The following is a 19,253-nucleotide window of genomic DNA, read 5'->3' as shown; positions in this document are numbered from 1 at the left end:
TAACATAAAAATGATTCCTAATTATTTGATATTGAGTGTATAACGTAGTACTGACAAGGTATGAAAGCGTATAAAATATTTTGTTTCAGTTAGAAATGTACATATATAATAAGAAAAAAAGGAAAAAATGAACAAATTCATGTTCGTTTTTTCCTTTTTCCTATTATTCACCTTCCGCAATTAGCATCGATGTGTTACCTTCCTTTTCAAGATGGCATTCGCCCCAAGAACAAAGAGAATCAAGAATGGATTCTAAAGACCAACCGTAGTCTGTAAGAGAATATTCTACTTTTGGTGGAACTTGATTGTATACTTTTCTTTGAATAACGCCGTCGTCTTCTAATTCACGTAATTGTTGTGTTAACATTTTTTGTGTAATACCAGGCATTGAACGTTTTAGTTCACTCGTTCTCTTTGTACCTTTCGTTAAGTGACAAAGGATAACAACCTTCCATTTGCCGCCGATAACCTCTAAGGTTGCCTCTACAGGAATATTGTATTTCTTCATATGAAACCCTCCTTTTGTGAGTAAAATAAGTTAAATCATACAAATGTTACTTTTTAGTACCTATAGCACTTTAAAGTACGTACTTTTTATCATGTTAAATATGTTTCATAATAGCACATGTAAGAGGCAAATGAGTAGTACGGTACTTAAAAGTGACTATGTTACTTTTTGGTGCCTATAGTACTTTAAAGTGCGTTCTTCAAAAAAAGAATGAAACCATTCATAATAGCATTTGTAGAGATTAAATATATTTTTTAGAAGATAAAAGGGCCTTTTTATCGCACTATTATGATTGGATTTCTTGTAATAAGGAGGAATTCAATTGAGTTCATATACAGTACCATCTTCCGAAGTTCAGACGAATCGAAGAAGTATGCTTGCTTTATTAGCACTAGCAATTAGTGCGTTTGGGATTGGTACAACTGAGTTTATTAGTGTCGGTTTATTACCATCCATTTCAAAAGATTTAAATGTTTCGGTTACAACAGCCGGTTTAACTGTTTCCTTATATGCGTTAGGGGCAGCGGTAGGAGCTCCTGTTTTAACAGCGTTAACGGCTAGTATGTCGAGAAAGACATTATTAATGTGGATTATGGTTATTTTCATTATTGGTAATGGTATTGCGGCAGTAGCAACAAGCTTCACTATATTAATTATCGCAAGGATTGTAGCTGCGTTTGCACATGGTGTGTTTATGTCAATTGGATCTACAATCGCGGCTGCGATCGTACCAGAGAATAAACGTGCTAGTGCAATTGCGATTATGTTTACTGGATTAACAGTTGCGACTATTACAGGTGTGCCAATTGGAACGTTTATCGGTCAACAATTTGGCTGGAGAGCGTCATTTATGGCGATTGTTGTAATTGGAATTATTGCTTTTATCGCGAATAGCATACTAGTCCCATCTAATTTAAAAAATGGTGTACCTGTATCGTTTCGTGATCAATTCAAACTAATTAAAAATGGAAGACTGTTACTTGTCTTCATTATTACTGCACTAGGATACGGTGGTACATTCGTAACATTTACGTATTTATCCCCCCTATTACAAGAAGTAACAGGATTTGAAGCAAGTACTGTTACTATCATTTTATTAGTGTATGGAATCGCAATTGCGATAGGGAATATGGTCGGCGGAAAATTATCGAATCATAATCCGATTCGAGCGCTATTTTACATGTTCTTGATTCAAGCGATTATATTATTTGTCTTAACATTTACAGCGCCATTTAAAGTAGCTGGATTAATCACAATTATTTTCATGGGACTATTCGCATTCATGAATGTTCCAGGGCTACAAGTATATGTAGTTATATTGGCAGAGCGCTTTGTTCCGAGTGCGGTTGATGTTGCTTCAGCAATTAATATTGCCGCATTTAACGGAGGAATCGCTTTAGGTTCTTATATAGGTGGCCTTGTAACGAATTCTTTAGGATTAATCCATACTGCTTGGGTAGGCGGTCTTATGGTAGTAGCTGCTGTGATTTTAACAGCATGGAGTATGACATTAGAAAAAAGAGATCAAGCAAAATAAAAGGAGAGAAAATAAAATGAAAAACTTACAAAGTAAAGCAGTATTAAATAATGGTGTAGAAATGCCTTGGTTCGGTTTAGGTGTATTTAAAGTAGAAGAAGGACCAGAACTTGTAGAAGCTGTAAAATCAGCGATTAAAGCTGGATACCGCAGCATCGATACTGCTGCAATTTACGGAAATGAAAAAGCTGTAGGTGAAGGAATTCGTGCGGGTATCGAAGCAACTGGTATTTCAAGAGAAGATTTATTCATCACTTCAAAAGTATGGAACGCAGATCAAGGATATGAAACAACAATCGCTGCATACGAAGAGAGTCTAAAAAAATTAGGACTAGATTATTTAGATTTATATCTTGTTCACTGGCCTTCAGAAGGAAAATATAAAGATACATGGAGAGCGCTAGAAACACTTTATAAAGAAAAGCGCGTACGTGCAATTGGTGTAAGTAACTTCCAAATCCATCACTTACAAGATGTAATGAAAGATGCAGAAATCAAGCCAATGATCAACCAAGTAGAATACCACCCTCGTTTAACACAAAAAGAACTACAAGCTTTCTGTAAAGAACAAGGTATTCAAATGGAAGCATGGTCACCATTAATGCAAGGTCAATTATTAGATAACGAAACATTACAAGCAATTGCTGAGAAACACGGTAAAACAACAGCGCAAGTTATTTTACGTTGGGATCTTCAAAATGGAGTTATTACAATTCCAAAATCAACGAAGGAACACCGCATCATTGCAAATGCTGATGTATTTAACTTTGAATTAACGAAAGAAGATATGGAAAAAATCGATGCGTTAAATCAAAATCACCGCGTTGGTCCAGATCCTGATAACTTCGATTTCTAAGATTAAGGTAAGAAAAAAGAGTGCGTAAAAGCACTCTTTTTTTGTGCATAAAAATAGTCTCTAAATAAATACTACTTAGTATTAAGTTTGTTATTAAGGGGCTGTGAACATGAATATAAAGCAATCGTTCAAACTTTTAGCTATGTTTTTAAGTATTTTATTTGTGTTATTCCCACTTCAAAAAGCATTCGCAGAAGTTATGGACCACACAAAGTATCAAATGGATTGGAGTTATAGTAAGTCCAAGAAGAAACCAATCCGAACAGAGCTTATTAAAACGGCAGATGGCAAAATTGCTTTTTGCTTAAATGTAGATTTGAAATCTCCGAGCGGTCAAGATTTACCGGAAATGGGGAAAGTGGATATTAATGTGTACCGTGTCCTATTGAATGGATATCCACAAAAGAGTCCACAAGAATTAGGAGTATCTGATTGGAGAGAGGCGCATTACGCAACGCAGCTTGCAGTATGGAATGCGTTAAAACAAATCGATATTAATGATTTAGACTTTCGTAATAAAAATGTAGAAAAGGTAACGAAAGATATCGTTGCAAAAGCAAATGCTAGTGAAGAGTTGCAAGAAATTACGATGAGTGTAACTCCTACAGAAGAACAACAAGCAGTATTGAAAAATGATTTCTTTGAAACAGGCTTATATACAGTAGAAACAAATGCAAAAAGCGGAACGTATAAAGTGCAAGCAACAGGCGCACCAGCGGGAGCCAAATTTGTAAATGAAAAAGGCGAAGCAAAAACGGAATTTAATGTAGGAGAAAAGTTCCGCATTTTAATTCCGAAACAAACACCAGCTGGTGGATTTAGCTTTAAAGTAATAGGAAAATTAACGAAACTACAAGGCATTGCGCATAAAGGTACACCGACAATTCAAAATGCAGTCGTATTACTTGAGCGCAGTGAAGAAGAAACAAGTCCGGAGTTATCAGTGAGTTGGAAAAAAGGAAATGGTCATGATAATAATAAACCACATACTCCAAACGAACCGCATAAACCGAATCAAAAGAGATAATGAAAAAGCATTGGCGTGTGCCAATGCTTTTTCTTCTTAACATCATTAATTATGTAATACAAGATGATGTTAAGAAGACAGAAGAAAAGTTCTTTAAGGTTACAGAGCAAGGTTTTGAAAAAACAGAAGGTATACAAGAGGTAAAGGCTTAAAAAATAAAAAAGCTCGTAAACATAATGTTTACGAGCTTTTTCTATTATTCAGCCTCAGAAACAACTGTGAAGCGTTCGTTTACGTGTTTTGGATTTTCGATTTCATCAAGTGCTGCAACTGCAAAGTCTTCGTAACTTACGTAGCTATCACCTTTTGCGTTAACAAGAAGGTTGTCTTTACCAGCTGTATAAGAACCAGTACGTTTTCCTAATGCGAATAGTGCAGAAGGGCTGATGAATGTCCAAGTAATGTCATTTGTTTGTTGTAAGATTTCTAAGTTTTTACCTTGGTTTTGAGCAGTTGCAAGGTATTCTTTCGGGAAACCTGGCGTCTCAAATACACGTGTTGTTTTCTCTTCGTCTACAAATAAGCTTCCAGCGCCGCCGACTACAAGTAATTTTGTGTTAGGTGCACCTTTCATAGCTTCAATAAGTACGTTTCCTGCATCTACGTGAAGGTGTTCTTCTCCTGCTGGAGCACCGAATGCATTGACAACTACGTCAAATGCTTGTAAGTCGTTAGATGTAAGAGAGAATACATCTTTCTCTAAAACTTTTACGTTTTTTTCTGTAATTTTTGCAGCGTTTCTTACGATTGCAGTTACTTCATGTCCGCGATCTAATGCTTCTTTTAAAATGCGACTTCCTGCTTTACCAGCTGCTCCGATAATTCCGATTTTCATAATAAATCCCTCCAAAGTGTTTTGTTAAAGTGTATATCTGAAAGTGAATGAATGTATTGTAATTAGGTTTGTTACAACCTGTTGTAATCATTATAGTTACAGGTAGGTGTTTTTGTCAATGGTGTTGTTCAGGAATTTGTTTTTTGTTTTAGTATGTACATTTGCTAAAAAGGAGAGTCATGAAACCTCTAATATTTGGAAAACGAAAGTTGTCGAAAAATGTTGATTTTTAAATATTTTTTAAATATAATTCGATTTATGGAGAAAAGGAGGGGGTTAATTGTATGAATATTTTGGAACAATTCGTTTCATCAACGAATACAATTCTTTGGTCATATATTCTTATTGCAATGTTAATTGGTTTAGGTCTTTATTTTTCTATTAAATTGAAATTCGTACAAATTACTCATTTAGGGGAAATGGTTCGACTAATGAGTGATGGATTAACTGGAAAGACGCGTAAGAAAGGTAGTGTATCTTCTTTCCAAGCGTTCTGTATGAGTTCAGCAGCTCGTATTGGAATCGGGAACTTAGCCGGTGTAGCGTTAGCTATTTCTATGGGAGGACCTGGCGCAGTATTTTGGATGTGGGTGATTGCGATCATCGGAGCTTCTTCAAGTTTCGTAGAAAGTACGCTTGCACAAATTTATAAAGTAAAAGATGGCAGTGGCTTCCGTGGTGGTCCTGCTTATTATATGGAAAAAGGTTTAAATAAACGTTGGATGGGAATTTGGTTCTCTATCCTTATTACAATTAGTTACGGTTTAATTTTTAACTCAGTACAAGCGAATACAGTAACATTAGCGTTTGAAAATGCATTTGGTTTAGAGCGTTATATTGTTGGGATTGTATTAGCTGCATTAGTTGCGGTTATTATTTTTGGTGGTGTAAAAAGTATTGCACGTATGTCGGAAATGATTGTTCCGCCAATGGCGCTTATTTATATTGCAGTAGCTATTTTTGTTGTCATTAAAAACTTCTATTTAATACCAGATGTGTTTACGGAAATCTTTAAAGGTGCATTCGGTTTAGATTCAGCTGTAGGTGGCGGTATCGGTGCTGCAATGAAATATGGTATTCAGCGCGGATTATTCGCGAACGAAGCAGGTATGGGTAGTGCGCCGAACGCGGCAGCAACAGCTGATGTAACGCATCCAGCGAAACAAGGTTTTATTCAAACAATTGGCGTATTAGTAGATACATTCTTAGTATGTACATCAACAGCGTTTATTGTACTATGTTCTGGTGCATATAAAGCAACGAATTTAGAAGGTATTGAACTAACGCAAAATGCATTAAGTTCACAAATTGGTCCATGGGCAAGTAGCTTCTTAGCGATTATTATTTTCTTATTTGCCTTCAGTTCGCTTCTAGGAAACTACTATTATGGTGAAACGAATATTGAATTCATTAAACAAAGTAAAACTTGGTTAACAATTTATCGTATTGCGGTAGTTGCAATGGTATTATTCGGTTCTGTGGCAACACTTCAAGTAGTATGGAATATGGCAGATTTATTTATGGGTCTCATGGTAATTACAAACTTAATTGCGATTACACTTCTTGGTCGATTTGCGTATGCTGCATTGGCAGACTATGTAAGGCAAAAGAAACAAGGGAAAGATCCAGTCTTCAGTGCAGATTCTATTCCTGGTTTAACGAATACAGAGTGTTGGGATAAGTCAGCGGTAACGGATAAAGAAAAAGCAGTGTAATGAAAAGGCGAGCATCGAGATGAATTCGGTGCTCGCCTTTTTTGTTGTAGTAAATGATGAAAAGGGTGAGAGGTAATTATTAATATAATTTTGTTCATGTCTCTCGTTATTTGCAGGGAGCGTACTGTTTTAAAGGTATGATTAATCGCATAGGATGAGTGATTGATTATTGGATACATACACGTACTGGTTATAGTTTTACGTAAAAAAACACTCATGTTAAGTGAATTTACGCATCCATGTCAGGAAACCTGACATAAAGTTCTTGATTACTAAAAGTTTTTAGAATATAATTTTCTTATTGTTAGGAAGAGGGGGCAATGCAAATATGGATTTTTTAGCTAAGGTAATTGGGGATGTAAATAATGTCCTTTGGTCATATATCATTATTGCGATGTTAATTGGGTTAGGGCTCTACTTTTCATTTCGTGTGAAATTTGTCCAAGTTCGTTACTTCGGTGAAATGATTCGATTGCTTGGGGATGGGGCAAGCTCGAAAACGAGGAAAGCGCAAAAAGAGAAGAGCGGTGTATCATCATTCCAAGCATTTTGTATGAGTACAGCTTCTCGTGTAGGTACTGGTAACTTAGCTGGTGTAGCTATCGCAATCTCAGCAGGTGGACCAGGAGCAGTATTTTGGATGTGGTTAATTGCGGTAATTGGGGGGGCTTCTGCATTTGTAGAGAGCACATTAGCGCAAATTTATAAAGTAAAAGATGGGAATGCGTTCCGTGGTGGCCCAGCGTATTATATGGAAAAAGGATTAAATAAGCGCTGGCTTGGAGCTATTTTCTCTGTATTAATAACAGTAAGTTTCGGATTAATTTTTAACGCTGTACAATCTAATACTGTAGCAGCTGCTTTTGATGGGGCATTCAAAACAGATAGTAGATTAGTAGGTCTTGTAATGGCTGGTTTACTTGCAGTTATTATTTTCGGCGGAGTAAAACGTATTGCTCGCGCGGTTGAAATGATTGTTCCAGTAATGGCAATTATTTATGTAGCGGTAGCATTATTCGTTGTTGTAACAAACATTACGGCAATTCCGTATGTATTTAAAGAAATTTTCTTACATGCTTTCGGAATTAAAGAAGTAGTGGGTGGGGGATTAGGAGCTGCGATTTTATTAGGGGTAAAACGCGGATTATTTTCAAATGAAGCAGGTATGGGTAGTGCGCCGAACGCAGCTGCGACTGCAAACGTAACGCATCCAGTTAAACAAGGTTTCATTCAAACTTTAGGGGTATTTACAGATACATTATTAATTTGTAGTTGTACAGCATTTATCATTCTTTTATCAGATGTGCATAATGCAGCTGATCTAAATGGTATTCAATTAACGCAACAAGCGTTAAGTCAACATATCGGCCCATGGGCTTCTATATTTGTAGCGGTGGCAATCTTCTTATTTGCATTCAGTTCATTAGTAGGTAACTACTACTATGGTGAAACAAATATTGAGTTCTTAAATGGAAGTAAAGTGCTATTAAATGCATACCGCATTGCTGTACTTGGTATGGTTATGTTGGGGTCTGTAGCAACAATTCAAATCGTTTGGGATTTAGCAGATCTATTTATGGGGATTATGGCTGTTATTAACTTAGTGGCGATCGTATTCCTTTCTAAGTACGCTTTCGCAGCGTTATCAGATTATATTAAACAGAAGAAACAAGGAAAAGATCCGGTCTTCTACGCAAATTCTATTCCAGGCCTGAAAAATACAGAGTGCTGGGAAGAGCAAGTAGCAGATAAAGAAAAAGCGGTATAATGAGGTGAGCATCAAGTGAAACTTGATGCTCATTTTTTGTTGGTTCAGCTATTTGTGTGAAGTAAAACTCTCGCTCATTAAAGTTTCACTTTATAATGCAAAAGACGAACATTCATGGATGATTTATAATAAAATGTAATTTTTTTAAGAAAAGTGCGGATATGAGTTGTGATTTATGTTAGAATGGAAAATGCCTTTGAAATAAGAGGTTTTATGATCTTTCCTATCCGATTGAAGCTTTCGGAGGAGAAATGGAAAGTTCGGATTATTTCTCGTTTTGAGTGGTCAGACGTTCAACGTTAATGAAGAGTTAAATGGAGGATTTTATTAATGAAGTTTGTTATGTTTCTTGTAGGATTACTCGTTGTATTTGTACTCGGTTTTCTTATAAGTGCCGATCGAAAGAAGATTAAGTACAAACCAATTGCAATTATGCTTGTTATTCAGCTAGCGCTATCTTATTTCTTATTAAATACGCAAGTTGGTTACATTTTAGTAAAAGGAATTTCAGATGGATTTGGCGCGCTTCTTGGATATGCGGAAGCTGGAATCGTTTTCGTATTTGGTGGCCTTGTTAATAAAGGAGAGGTTTCATTCTTCTTAACAGCACTATTACCAATCGTATTCTTCGCCGTTTTAATTGGAATTCTGCAACACTTTAAAATTTTACCGATATTTATTCGCGCTATTGGTACTTTGTTAAGTAAAGTAAATGGTCTAGGAAAATTAGAATCATATAACGCAGTAGCAGCTGCCATTGTTGGGCAAGCAGAAGTATTTATTACAGTAAAAGATCAATTAAGTAAAATCCCAAAACACCGTTTATATACATTATGTGCATCTTCCATGTCGACAGTATCGATGTCAATCGTCGGTTCTTACATGAAAATGATCGAACCAAAATATGTAGTAACAGCACTTGTATTAAATTTATTTAGTGGTTTCATTATTATTCATATTATTAATCCGTACGATATTACAGAAGAAGAAGATACACTGAAATTAGAAAATAAGAAAAAACAGTCATTCTTTGAAATGCTGAGTGAATATATTATGCTTGGTTTCACAATCGCGATAACAGTAGCAGCGATGTTACTTGGTTTCGTAGCATTAATTACAGCAATCAATAGCTTGTTTGATTCAATGTTCGGTATTACATTCCAAGCTATTTTAGGATATATTTTCTCACCATTAGCATTCGTAATGGGTATCCCGCAAGCAGAGATGGTAACAGCGGGACAAATTATGGCAACAAAATTAGTATCAAACGAATTTGTTGCGATGCTTGATCTTGGAAAAGTAGCTGGTGATTTATCAGCTCGTACAGTTGGTATCCTTTCTGTATTCCTTGTATCATTTGCGAACTTCTCATCAATCGGAATTATCGCAGGTGCAACGAAAGGTATCGATGAGAACCAATCAAATGTAGTATCATCATTCGGTCTACGCCTTGTGTACGGTGCGACATTAGTAAGTATTCTATCAGCGATTATCGTTGGTGTTATGTTATAAAAAAGGTGGCCCTAGCTCATAGCTAGGGCTATTTTTTATGGTAAATTTGCATGAAAAAACCAATTAATTAGGAATATATTAACATATAAAAATCTTTTAAAATTTATATTGCATTTCGCCTAGATAACGCTTACAATTTGATTTGTAGGTGGTATCAATTTCAGACTTTCAAGTATGGTAGGAGAGAAGAGGCTACCTTTAATAAATTGCAATTTATGTAAACGCTTACTGATTTTAGATAACAGTTGAATAGTATTTAGGGGTTTTAAATTTTTTAACAGTAATGGTCAGACGTCATTCGTTATACGTTATACGACCGATAACTCGTGGGAGAAGTGGAGGATTCACATATGAAAATAGTAATGTTTCTAGTCGGTTTACTTGTAGTATTTGTACTAGGGTTCCTTATCAGTTCAGATCGTAAGAAAATTAAATATAAACCAATTGCACTTATGCTTGTCATTCAATTGGTACTTGCGTATTTCTTACTAAATACAAAGGTCGGATTTGTATTAGTAAAAGGGATTGCAGATGGGTTTGGCGCTATTTTAAAATTTGCGGAAGCAGGGGTTAATTTCGTATTTGGTGGTCTAGCAAATGATGGACAAGCACCATTCTTCTTAACAGTATTATTACCAATTATTTTCTTAGCAGTACTAATTGGGATTTTACAACATATTAAAGTTTTACCGATTATCATTCGTGCAGTCGGTTTCCTATTAAGTAAAATTAACGGTTTAGGAAAATTAGAATCATATAATGCGGTAGCAGCTGCAATTGTTGGTCAAGGGGAAGTATTCATTACAGTAAAAGACCAACTAAGCAAATTACCGAAAAATCGTTTATACACACTTTGTGCATCTTCAATGTCAACAGTATCGATGTCAATCGTTGGTTCTTATATGAAAATGATTGATCCAAAATATGTAGTAACAGCACTTGTACTAAACTTATTTAGTGGATTCATTATCGTTCATATCATTAATCCATATGAAGTAAAAGAAGAAGACGATATTTTAGAATTGCAAGAAGATAAGAAGCAAACATTCTTTGAAATGTTAGGCGAATATATTATGCTTGGTTTCTCTATCGCTGTAACAGTAGCGGCGATGTTAATCGGTTTCGTAGCATTAATTACAGCAATTAACGGTGTATTCGATTCAATTTTCGGAATCACATTCCAAAGCATTTTAGGATATGTCTTCTCACCATTAGCATTCGTAATGGGTATTCCAACATCAGAAATGCTAACAGCAGGACAAATTATGGCAACGAAATTAGTAACGAACGAATTCGTTGCAATGCTTGACCTTGGTAAAGTAGCTGGCGATTTATCAGCTCGTACAGTAGGTATTTTATCTATCTTCCTTGTATCATTTGCGAACTTCTCATCTATCGGAATTATCGCAGGTGCAACGAAGAGTATTGATGGCAAACAAGCAAACGTTGTATCATCATTCGGACTAAAACTTGTATACGGTGCAACATTAGTAAGTATATTATCAGCGATTATCGTTGGGGTTATGCTTTAATAAATAATAAAGAAGTCGTTTATCTCTCACTTAGAGGATGAACGGCTTTTTTTGTTATGATAAATAATGAAGAGAGGGGGATTAGGTTGAAAGAACGGGATAGTTTAAGGGAGTTTGATGAGATTCTAGAGAACATTAATCATTTAACTGGAGAAGATGCTAGAGCTTTTCTGAAATTCATACATGGATATTTAAGCATAGTAGAAGAAGGGGATGGGACTTTTACTGAGCGTGATTTTGTTGAAAAGGTTTCAGGGATTTATAAGCAGGGTTTGGCTAAGCTTATTAAGCTAAGAGAAGAAATAAAAAAATCACCTTAACACATTCATTAAGGTGATTGAAATATTACTCAGCTGGAGCCGTAAATGTACGTTTCTCTAATTCAGCATCTAACATAAATAGTGCGTTTGAATCGTTTGTAATACGTTTTAATTTTTGGATGATGCTATCGAATGAAGCTTCTTCTTCTACTTGCTCATCGACGAACCATTTTAAGAATGTAATTGTTGCGTGTTCACGCTCATCCCAAGCGATATCAGATAGGTTGTAAATGCGTTTCGTTACTTCACGCTCGTGCTCAAGCGCAACTTCAAAAGCATTTAATACAGATTCGTATTCGTTGTTAGGATTATCAAATCCAGTAATAATAGCGCGCTCACCGCGGTCATTAATATAGTTGTAAAGCTTCATTGCGTGGAAACGCTCTTCTTCAGCTTGTACAAGGAAAAAGTTAGCGAATCCATCATAGCTTTCGGCTGTACAGTAAGCAGCCATTGCCATATAAGCGTGGGCAGAGTAAAACTCAAAGTTCATTTGATCGTTTAATGCGTCGTGCAATTTTTTAGATAACATAAAATCCCCCTTAGTATTGTGACAAGAATATTATATCATAATTGATAATATTCTCATTTGGATGTCTCGAACCTTTTCGAAAGCTTTGTGACGTGTGCGTCCATAATGTCTTGTAAGTCCAAATCATATTTTTGCGAAAGAATAATAAGATTAGATAGTACATCACCAAGTTCTTCTTTTAGTTCTTGTTTTAGCTCCTCTTCTGTTTTCGCGTCTTCATCAGGACGATCACGACCGATTTCGATTGCGCGAACAACGCGTGAAACTTCCCCAACTTCCTCTGTTAAGAAATTTAAGCGGATAAAGGAATTATACTGTGACCAGCTTCGTTTTTCGTAAAATTCCTCAACCCATCTTTGAAATGCGATGATATCCATTTCTTCCTCACCCCTTCAATATGTTGTACAATATTTATTGTATCATAACAATATATAGTTTCGAGGTGTAGGAATGAGAAAGATTTGTGTGTTTGCAGGTTCCAACTTAGGGGAGAGACCAGAGTTTAAAGAGCAGGCAATAGCGTTAGGGAAAATGTTTGTTGAGAACGATTATGAGCTTGTATACGGTGGTTCTTGCGTTGGGTTAATGGGAGAAGTAGCAAATGAAGTTCTTCGTTTAGGCGGACGTGTAACAGGTGTTATGCCGCGCGGTCTATTCCGAGGAGAAATTGTTCATACAGGGTTAACAGAACTAATTGAAGTAGAAACGATGCATGAGCGTAAAGCGAAAATGGCAGAACTTGCGGATGCTTTCATTGCATTACCAGGCGGATATGGAACGTTTGAAGAGTTATTTGAAGTAGTATGTTGGTCACAAATTGGTATACATAATAAGCCAGTTGGTTTATTGAACATAAAAGACTTTTACGGACCAATTCTGCAAATGGTTGAACGTGCAGCGGAAGAAGGGTTTATGAATCCATCAAATAAAGAGTTAATCGTTTCAGCTGAGACGGCCGATAAATTAATTCATGAAATACAGAATTACGAGCGTCCTGTTTTAGGAACGAAGTGGAAGCGATTATCATAATACAATTTTATAGAGATTTTTGGAAACACATGTCATTTTATTATAAACGTCAATAAAAAGAAGGCATTCCGTATTACTTTGGAATGCCTTTATCACTTTGATTACTTTGTTTTTTATACAAGTACCAGCCACCCCAGCCGCCACCAATTGCTAAGACAATGAGGAAAGCATAGTGTTTAACCTCGATACGTATATTGAAAATATTAGCTATAAGTAAGACAATCCCAACTGTTATTAATGCAAAAAATGCTCTAATTAAGTAGTCTTTCAACTGAACCACTCCCGCCATTTAAGTAGTAAATGATGAATATGGAAAAGCTTTTTGGATCTATGTTACTAAAGGGTGTTTCCTATATTTTAACATAAAAGAGATTGTAATATATTGATGAAAGTGGGGGATAGGGGCGCTGATATTGTCGTGATTTGTCGGTAAGTCGATATATTGGGAAAATCGCTGATAAATTTGAAGGAGTCGCTGATATAATCGGGAAATCGCTGATAAATTTAATAGAATCGCTGATATAAATTTCATGTACCAGCGTGCACGACCATTTCATAGAAAGAAGCGACTCTGGATGAGCCGCTTCCGCTTTAAATATATTATTGATTCAAGAATGCACGTAGCATCCAAGCGTGTTTTTCTAGTTCTGTGTAGATACCTAGTAGTAGGTCAGATGTCATTTCGTCGTCAGAGTCTTGAGCGATTTCCATGCCTTTTTTCAGTTCGACTAGCATCATTTGGTAGTCTTTCATGATTGCTTCGACCATCCCTTCTGCAGTTTCTCCGTAAGCTGCTTCTTGAATAGAAGATATTTCTAGGTATTCTTTCATTGTTGCTACTGGCTGGCCACCAATTGCTAAAATACGTTCTGCAATTTCGTCAATGTGAGTAGCAGATTCTGTGTAAAGTTCTTCGAATTTCTCGTGTAATGTGAAGAATTGAGGTCCTTTTACGTACCAATGGAAGTTGTGTAGTTTTGTGAATAAAACGCTCCAGTCTGCTACTTGTTTGTTTAATACTTCGATTACTTGTTTGTTCATTATGATCAATCTCCTTTTGAGTTGTTATGTGATATCAATTACTAATTTATAATTATTATAATCTAGTAATTCATATAAATCAACCCTTTTGCTGGAATTAATTTGAACAAATTATGAACTGTTGTATATAAAAAATCCCTATTACTGTGAAGTAATAGGGATTTTGTTTGATATATAGCTACTGCTATTAATTATTATACAGCCTTCTGTTTTTCTTCTACATCCGGTCCATCCCAGCACTCAGTATTCTGTAAACCAGGGATAGAACTTGCAACGAAAACAGGATCTTTTCCTTGTTTCTTTTGCTTAATATAGTCTACTAATGCTGCGTAGGCGAACTTGCTTAGGAATGAGATGGCAATTAAGTTTGTGAATACCATAAGTCCCATGAATAAATCAGCTAAACTCCAAACTGTTTTAAGGGCAGCGATTGATCCGAAGAATACCATTCCGACAACTGCAATGCGATAAATCATTAACCATGTTTTACTTTCTTTAATGAATGCGATGTTCGTTTCACCATAATAGTAGTTTCCTAGTAAAGAGCTGAAAGCGAATAGGAAAATAATAATCGCTAAGAAAGTGCTTGCCCACGGTCCAATTTGTGAACTTAATGCTTGTTGTGTTAATTCAATACCTTCTAAATTCGATCCTTTGTAAAGTCCAGAACATAATACGATAAACGCTGTTGATGTACATACTAAGAATGTATCTACGAAAACACCTAATGCTTGAACAAGTCCTTGTTTTACAGGATGAGATACATCTGATGTTGCGGCTGCGTTAGGAGAGCTACCCATACCTGCCTCTGTCGCGAATAGACCGCGCTGAATTCCGAACTTAATTGCTGCTCCAATACCACCAGCGACGGCTTGCTCTAAACCAAATGCGCTGTTAAATATTTCAGTGAAAATGCTTGGTAACATAGTGAAATTGTTAATAACAACAAAAATAGCGACACCAATATAAACAATTGCCATTGGCGGAACGATCATTTCTGTAATACGTGAAATGCTCTTAATACCACCAAAAATAATAACTGCAACTAATAAAGCTAATAGAGCTCCTACGATCGTTCGCTCTAGTCCAAAAGCATTTTCAAATGCTATTGTTACTGTGTTTGCTTGTACAGAATTGAAAATTAATCCGTACGCAACTGTAATAAGAAGTGAAAACCAAACACCCATCCAGCGTTTATTTAATCCTTTTTCCATGTAATATGCTGGACCACCACGGAATCTGCTTCCATCTTTTACTTTATAAATTTGCGCGAGCGTACATTCTACGAAACTAGTAGCTGCTCCAAGGATAGCGATAAACCACATCCAAAATATTGCGCCAGGTCCACCCATTGAAATGGCTAGTGCTACACCAGCTAAGTTCCCGATACCGATACGTGCTGCTGCACTTAGGCAAAATGCTTGGAATGGAGAGATGCTATCTTTCTTTTTTTCTTTTCGATTAAACCCTTTACTAATTAAACCGACCATCTCACCGAAATGAGTAATTTGGACGAATTTCAATTTAAAAGAGAAATAAAGACCGAAGCCGATTAGCATTGCAATAAGAATATATGACCATAAAATATTATTCGTTACCTCAAGGAATCTGCTAAAGATATCAACCATATAATACACTTCCTTTTTTCCGTAATAAGAAAATTATATGCAAAAAATATACGAGAATCAATTTTTCTAAAAAATTATGTTACTTAAACTTATTTTGTGTTATGATTATGTTACATCGTAATATTTTTAGAATTATTTACATTTTAAAAAACTAAATTTAAAGCGAAAAAGAGGGGATAATTTGAAAGAAGAAACTTTATTGAAAGTAAGCCTTAAGAGTTTGAAAATGAGAAGTAATATATTTTTTATCATTACATCTTTAAGTATTTTTTTAGGAGCCACTTATTATTACAATAAAAGATTTCCAAGTCATAGGTATCCTGAATGGTTAGAATTTCTAAAATTGATTGGATGAACAAAAGACAGAAAAACAGAAAATTTAAATAAAGAAGTTATGGAGGAGCTAAATATGAATATTAGAGAAAGTGAACTTCCGGGTATTGGTTACAAATTTCAAATTGTTACGAAAGGTAATGAAAAGATGGTAATTGTCATTCATGATGACGGGCGTAGAGAAATGTATCATTTTGATTCAGACCATGAAGAAAGTATCTCAAGTATTTCATTACGTGACTCAGAGGCAAGACAAATTGCAGCAATATTAGGTGGAATGGTATATAAGCCTAGAGCATTAGAAAATGTTGAAATGGTCTTTGAAGGCTTAGCGATCGAGTGGTTTAAAGTAGAGAATGCAGCTCTAGCAATCGGAAAAACAATTGGTGATCTTGAAATAAGAAAAAATTATAGCGTAACGATCATTGCAGTTATGAAGAAGAATATGAAAAAGCTATTTAATCCAGGGCCAGAAACGGTAATTGAAGAAGGCGATATGCTTGTAGTTTCTGGTGAGAGAGAAGAAATTAAAAAAATTATTAATGAGTTACTTTCGAATAGGGGGACTGACTAGATGGATACGTTAATTTTTGAAGTTGGTACAGCGTTAGTATTAGTTGCAATTGCGGCAGTAATTGCTGGAAAGTTTAAATTCTCAGTAATTCCGTTTCTAATTGTTCTTGGGATGTTAGTGGGGCCACATGCGCCGACAATAGGTGTTATCGATTTCAAGTTTATTGAAAGTGCAAGTGTCATTTCCTTCCTTGGACGGATTGGGGTTCTGTTCCTTCTGTTCTATCTAGGACTAGAATTTTCAATGAAAAAACTAATTAAATCTGGACGTTCTATTGCAATTGGCGGAACGATCTATATTTTAATTAACTTTTCACTTGGATTATTATACGGATTTATAATGGGCTTCCCTTTACTAGAAATCTTAATTATTGCGGGTATTATTACGATTTCTTCTAGCGCTATCGTTGCAAAGGTGTTAGTGGATTTAAGAAGAACTGGTAATAATGAGACCGAATTAATTTTAGGAATTATCATGTTTGAAGATATATTCCTTGCTGTATATTTATCAGTCGTTTCAGGCTTAGTTCTAGGGGATCATGCTTCATTCTTAGGTGCCCTTACTTCAATTGGAATTGCTTTAGGATACATGCTTCTCTTCTTTATTGTCGCTAGAAAGGCTACGCCTTTATTAAATAAATTGCTTAATATTAGTTCAGATGAAATCTTTATTATTGTAGTATTTGCTTCATTATTCTTTATTGCAGGTTTCTCGGAAACAATTCACGTAGCCGAAGCAATCGGAGCACTTCTTTTAGGTTTAGTTTTCTCTGAGACAGAGCATAGTGACAGAATTGAACATCTCGTTGTTCCATTTAGAGACTTCTTCGGAGCTATTTTCTTCTTCAGTTTTGGGTTAAGTATTGATCCGTTCTCATTGGGCGGAGCGATATGGTTAACGTTAGGTGCCGTCCTTCTTACAATCCTCGGAAACTTTATAGCAGGGATGATTGCAGGGCGACAAGCTGGATTATCTCATAAAGCGTCAACAAATATTGGATTGACAATCGTTTCAAGAGGAGAATTCTCCATCATTATGGCCAATATCGGTATCGCCGGTGGTTTAATGTCAGTACTGAAACCATTCTCAGCATTATACGTGCTTATACTATCCATCTTAGGTCCACTTCTGACGAAAGAGTCAAAGAATGTATATAAATTTTTAAATAAAATCTTTAAGTGGGATACGAAAACTAGCTAATTTAAAAAAATAAAAGTACAAGATATTTCCTGCTTGTACTTTTATTTTTTGTAATGAAAACAGTAAAGAGAGGTACATGATGTTAGGAGAGTTGATTCATTCCGTTTTAGTTTTTCTAGAAGGACTTGGGTATTGGGGAATTATGCTTGGATTGATGTTAGAGGTTATTCCAAGTGAAATCGTATTGTCTTATGCAGGTTATTTAGTATCAACAGGAAGCATTACGTTTTGGGGCGCTGTTGCGTTCGGGACAATTGGCGGTGTAATCGCACAACTATTCATTTATTGGATCGGTCGATACGGAGGAAGACCCGTCCTTGAGCGATATGGAAAATATATTTTAATTCAAAAGAAGCATATTGATTATGCTGAAGATTGGTTTAATCGTTACGGAACGGGTGTTATCTTTACAGCACGTTTTATTCCTGTTGTACGTCATGCTATTTCGATACCAGCGGGAATTGCAAAAATGTCACATGCTAAGTTTATTACACTAACTACGCTAGCTGTTATTCCATGGTCAATTGTGTTTGTATATTTAGGCTTTAAATTAGGATCAGAGTGGGAAAGTATTAATAAAGTAGCTGGGCCTTATGTGAAATATTTTGCACTTGCTGCTATTGTTTGTGCAATTGGTTACTTTGTATTAAAAAAAATGATGAAAAAAAAGTGATTACGGAAAAGGAATCTATGTCGACATAGATTCCTTTTTTATTGGCATTTTTTTAAGGGTGAAAGAATACGTTTAATATTTACCATATTGTGGCATACATATAAAAAAAGGGTGCTTGGAAAGGGGAATAAAGAAAAATGGAACTCCAGTTTCAAAATGTATATCAACAGGTGGAGAATTGGTATGTGTTGGATTCGGAGCTTCCTTGGGATGTCAAAAGGCTTAGAGACGATTTGTTCTCACTGATTGAAGTATGTAAAACGCCGGTTATTTTTTGTGATACGTGTGATGCGAATCATGTGCTTTTATCATTAGGAGAAGAAGAAGAGGAATTCTTATTCCCAGTAGGTGGTTTTTATCATAAAGAAAAACAATTAATTTTTGTTTGTATGTGGGAAGAGTATGAGCAAGTGCTTAAAACATTACTGCATGAATTTCGTCATGCGATGCAGCATAAGAGGGAAGTGTTGTATGTCGGAAGTGAAGTGTACGAAGAGAGATGGATTGAAAAAGATGCGAGGAAGTTCGCGGAGAGGAAATTAGATGAATATAAAAATAGAAAGTTAATGTAAAGCATAGTGGAGAAATAGCGCTGTGCTTTCTTTATTTCTTACTAAAAATAAGTAATTGACT

General features: G+C 35.7%; 21 protein-coding genes. 14 read left to right on the top strand and 7 right to left on the bottom strand.

Features of this window, described 5'->3' with window-relative positions; translation table 11 throughout:
• Positions 1-163 precede the first annotated feature (163 nt).
• A complete protein-coding gene (locus ATN06_RS25870) occupies positions 164-508 on the bottom strand; it encodes a winged helix-turn-helix transcriptional regulator (protein WP_000760481.1) in 345 nt (114 codons plus the stop codon).
• A gap of 373 nt (positions 509-881) precedes the next feature.
• On the opposite strand from ATN06_RS25870, the gene ATN06_RS25865 reads away from it, so the two are divergent.
• The 4 genes from ATN06_RS25865 to ATN06_RS29305 all read left to right on the top strand — a co-directional run bounded on the left by ATN06_RS25865 (position 882) and on the right by ATN06_RS29305 (position 4,080).
• Positions 882-2,045 carry an MFS transporter gene (locus ATN06_RS25865; protein WP_170955062.1) on the top strand — a complete coding sequence of 388 codons (1,164 nt, stop codon included), beginning with the start codon at positions 882-884 and terminating at the stop codon, positions 2,043-2,045.
• A 16-nt stretch (positions 2,046-2,061) separates the two neighbouring features.
• Positions 2,062-2,901: an aldo/keto reductase gene (locus ATN06_RS25860; RefSeq protein WP_060632814.1), complete on the top strand. Its 840-nt coding sequence runs from the start codon at positions 2,062-2,064 to the stop codon at positions 2,899-2,901.
• Positions 2,902-3,010: 109 nt separating this feature from the next.
• A complete protein-coding gene (locus tag ATN06_RS25855; protein ID WP_060632813.1) occupies positions 3,011-3,928 on the top strand; it encodes a thioester domain-containing protein in 918 nt (305 codons plus the stop codon).
• Positions 3,928-4,080 (top strand): hypothetical protein, encoded by a 153-nt coding sequence (locus tag ATN06_RS29305; protein ID WP_170955059.1) that lies wholly within the window; start codon positions 3,928-3,930, stop codon positions 4,078-4,080. Before ATN06_RS25855 ends, ATN06_RS29305 begins: the two co-directional genes overlap by 1 nt.
• Before the next feature lie 44 nt (positions 4,081-4,124).
• On the opposite strand, the gene ATN06_RS25850 is transcribed toward ATN06_RS29305, so the two are convergent.
• A complete protein-coding gene (locus ATN06_RS25850; protein ID WP_060632812.1) occupies positions 4,125-4,763 on the bottom strand; it encodes an NAD(P)-dependent oxidoreductase in 639 nt (212 codons plus the stop codon).
• Positions 4,764-5,047: 284 nt separating this feature from the next.
• Here ATN06_RS25850 and ATN06_RS25845 point away from each other — a divergent pair, with 284 nt between their 5' ends.
• The 5 genes from ATN06_RS25845 to ATN06_RS25825 all read left to right on the top strand — a co-directional run bounded on the left by ATN06_RS25845 (position 5,048) and on the right by ATN06_RS25825 (position 11,610).
• Positions 5,048-6,478, top strand: coding sequence for an alanine/glycine:cation symporter family protein (locus ATN06_RS25845; protein WP_060632811.1), 1,431 nt, complete (start codon positions 5,048-5,050; stop codon positions 6,476-6,478).
• A 328-nt stretch (positions 6,479-6,806) separates the two neighbouring features.
• Complete coding sequence (locus tag ATN06_RS25840; protein ID WP_060632810.1) at positions 6,807-8,246, top strand: alanine/glycine:cation symporter family protein; 1,440 nt, start codon at positions 6,807-6,809, stop codon at positions 8,244-8,246.
• 330 nt (positions 8,247-8,576) lie between these two features.
• Positions 8,577-9,758, top strand: a complete 1,182-nt coding sequence (locus tag ATN06_RS25835; RefSeq protein WP_000673852.1) for a NupC/NupG family nucleoside CNT transporter — start codon at positions 8,577-8,579, stop codon at positions 9,756-9,758.
• Positions 9,759-10,108: 350 nt separating this feature from the next.
• Positions 10,109-11,290 (top strand): NupC/NupG family nucleoside CNT transporter, encoded by a 1,182-nt coding sequence (locus tag ATN06_RS25830; RefSeq protein WP_000706847.1) that lies wholly within the window; start codon positions 10,109-10,111, stop codon positions 11,288-11,290.
• A gap of 86 nt (positions 11,291-11,376) precedes the next feature.
• Positions 11,377-11,610, top strand: coding sequence for a hypothetical protein (locus tag ATN06_RS25825; protein ID WP_060632809.1), 234 nt, complete (start codon positions 11,377-11,379; stop codon positions 11,608-11,610).
• Positions 11,611-11,635: 25 nt separating this feature from the next.
• Here the strand turns inward: ATN06_RS25825 and ATN06_RS25820 are convergent, their stop codons facing one another.
• Together ATN06_RS25820 and ATN06_RS25815 are read right to left on the bottom strand one after the other, a co-directional pair.
• Positions 11,636-12,142 (bottom strand): ferritin, encoded by a 507-nt coding sequence (locus ATN06_RS25820; protein ID WP_060632808.1) that lies wholly within the window; start codon positions 12,140-12,142, stop codon positions 11,636-11,638.
• A gap of 53 nt (positions 12,143-12,195) precedes the next feature.
• Complete coding sequence (locus ATN06_RS25815; protein ID WP_060632807.1) at positions 12,196-12,519, bottom strand: MazG nucleotide pyrophosphohydrolase domain-containing protein; 324 nt, start codon at positions 12,517-12,519, stop codon at positions 12,196-12,198.
• A gap of 88 nt (positions 12,520-12,607) precedes the next feature.
• On the opposite strand from ATN06_RS25815, the gene ATN06_RS25810 reads away from it, so the two are divergent.
• On the top strand, positions 12,608-13,171 hold the full coding sequence (locus ATN06_RS25810) for an LOG family protein (protein WP_176225727.1): 564 nt from the start codon (positions 12,608-12,610) through the stop codon (positions 13,169-13,171).
• A 73-nt stretch (positions 13,172-13,244) separates the two neighbouring features.
• Here the strand turns inward: ATN06_RS25810 and ATN06_RS25805 are convergent, their stop codons facing one another.
• From ATN06_RS25805 to ATN06_RS25795, 3 genes are all read right to left on the bottom strand, one after another.
• Complete coding sequence (locus ATN06_RS25805; RefSeq protein ID WP_060632805.1) at positions 13,245-13,442, bottom strand: hypothetical protein; 198 nt, start codon at positions 13,440-13,442, stop codon at positions 13,245-13,247.
• Between the two features lie 329 nt (positions 13,443-13,771).
• Complete coding sequence (locus ATN06_RS25800) at positions 13,772-14,212, bottom strand: Dps family protein (RefSeq protein WP_060632804.1); 441 nt, start codon at positions 14,210-14,212, stop codon at positions 13,772-13,774.
• A 194-nt stretch (positions 14,213-14,406) separates the two neighbouring features.
• The gene (locus tag ATN06_RS25795) at positions 14,407-15,840 is read right to left on the bottom strand and encodes an alanine/glycine:cation symporter family protein (RefSeq protein WP_060632803.1); all 1,434 of its coding nucleotides are present in this window, start codon (positions 15,838-15,840) and stop codon (positions 14,407-14,409) included.
• 409 nt (positions 15,841-16,249) lie between these two features.
• Here ATN06_RS25795 and ATN06_RS25785 point away from each other — a divergent pair, with 409 nt between their 5' ends.
• The 4 genes from ATN06_RS25785 (at position 16,250) to ATN06_RS25770 (ending at position 19,192) form a co-directional block, all read left to right on the top strand.
• A complete protein-coding gene (locus ATN06_RS25785) occupies positions 16,250-16,747 on the top strand; it encodes a cation:proton antiporter regulatory subunit (RefSeq protein WP_060632802.1) in 498 nt (165 codons plus the stop codon).
• Entirely contained in the window at positions 16,748-17,947 is a 1,200-nt protein-coding gene (locus tag ATN06_RS25780; RefSeq protein WP_060632801.1) for a cation:proton antiporter, read from the top strand.
• A gap of 79 nt (positions 17,948-18,026) precedes the next feature.
• On the top strand, positions 18,027-18,620 hold the full coding sequence (locus tag ATN06_RS25775) for an undecaprenyl phosphate transporter UptA (protein WP_060632800.1): 594 nt from the start codon (positions 18,027-18,029) through the stop codon (positions 18,618-18,620).
• Positions 18,621-18,757: 137 nt separating this feature from the next.
• The gene (locus ATN06_RS25770; RefSeq protein WP_060632799.1) at positions 18,758-19,192 is read left to right on the top strand and encodes a DUF3920 family protein; all 435 of its coding nucleotides are present in this window, start codon (positions 18,758-18,760) and stop codon (positions 19,190-19,192) included.
• The last annotated feature ends 61 nt before the right edge of the window (positions 19,193-19,253 follow it).

It is taken from the genome of Bacillus thuringiensis (assembly GCF_001455345.1).
Classification (GTDB): Bacteria; Bacillota; Bacilli; order Bacillales; family Bacillaceae_G; genus Bacillus_A; species Bacillus_A thuringiensis_N.
This window is presented reverse-complemented; position numbering and strand designations above follow the sequence as displayed.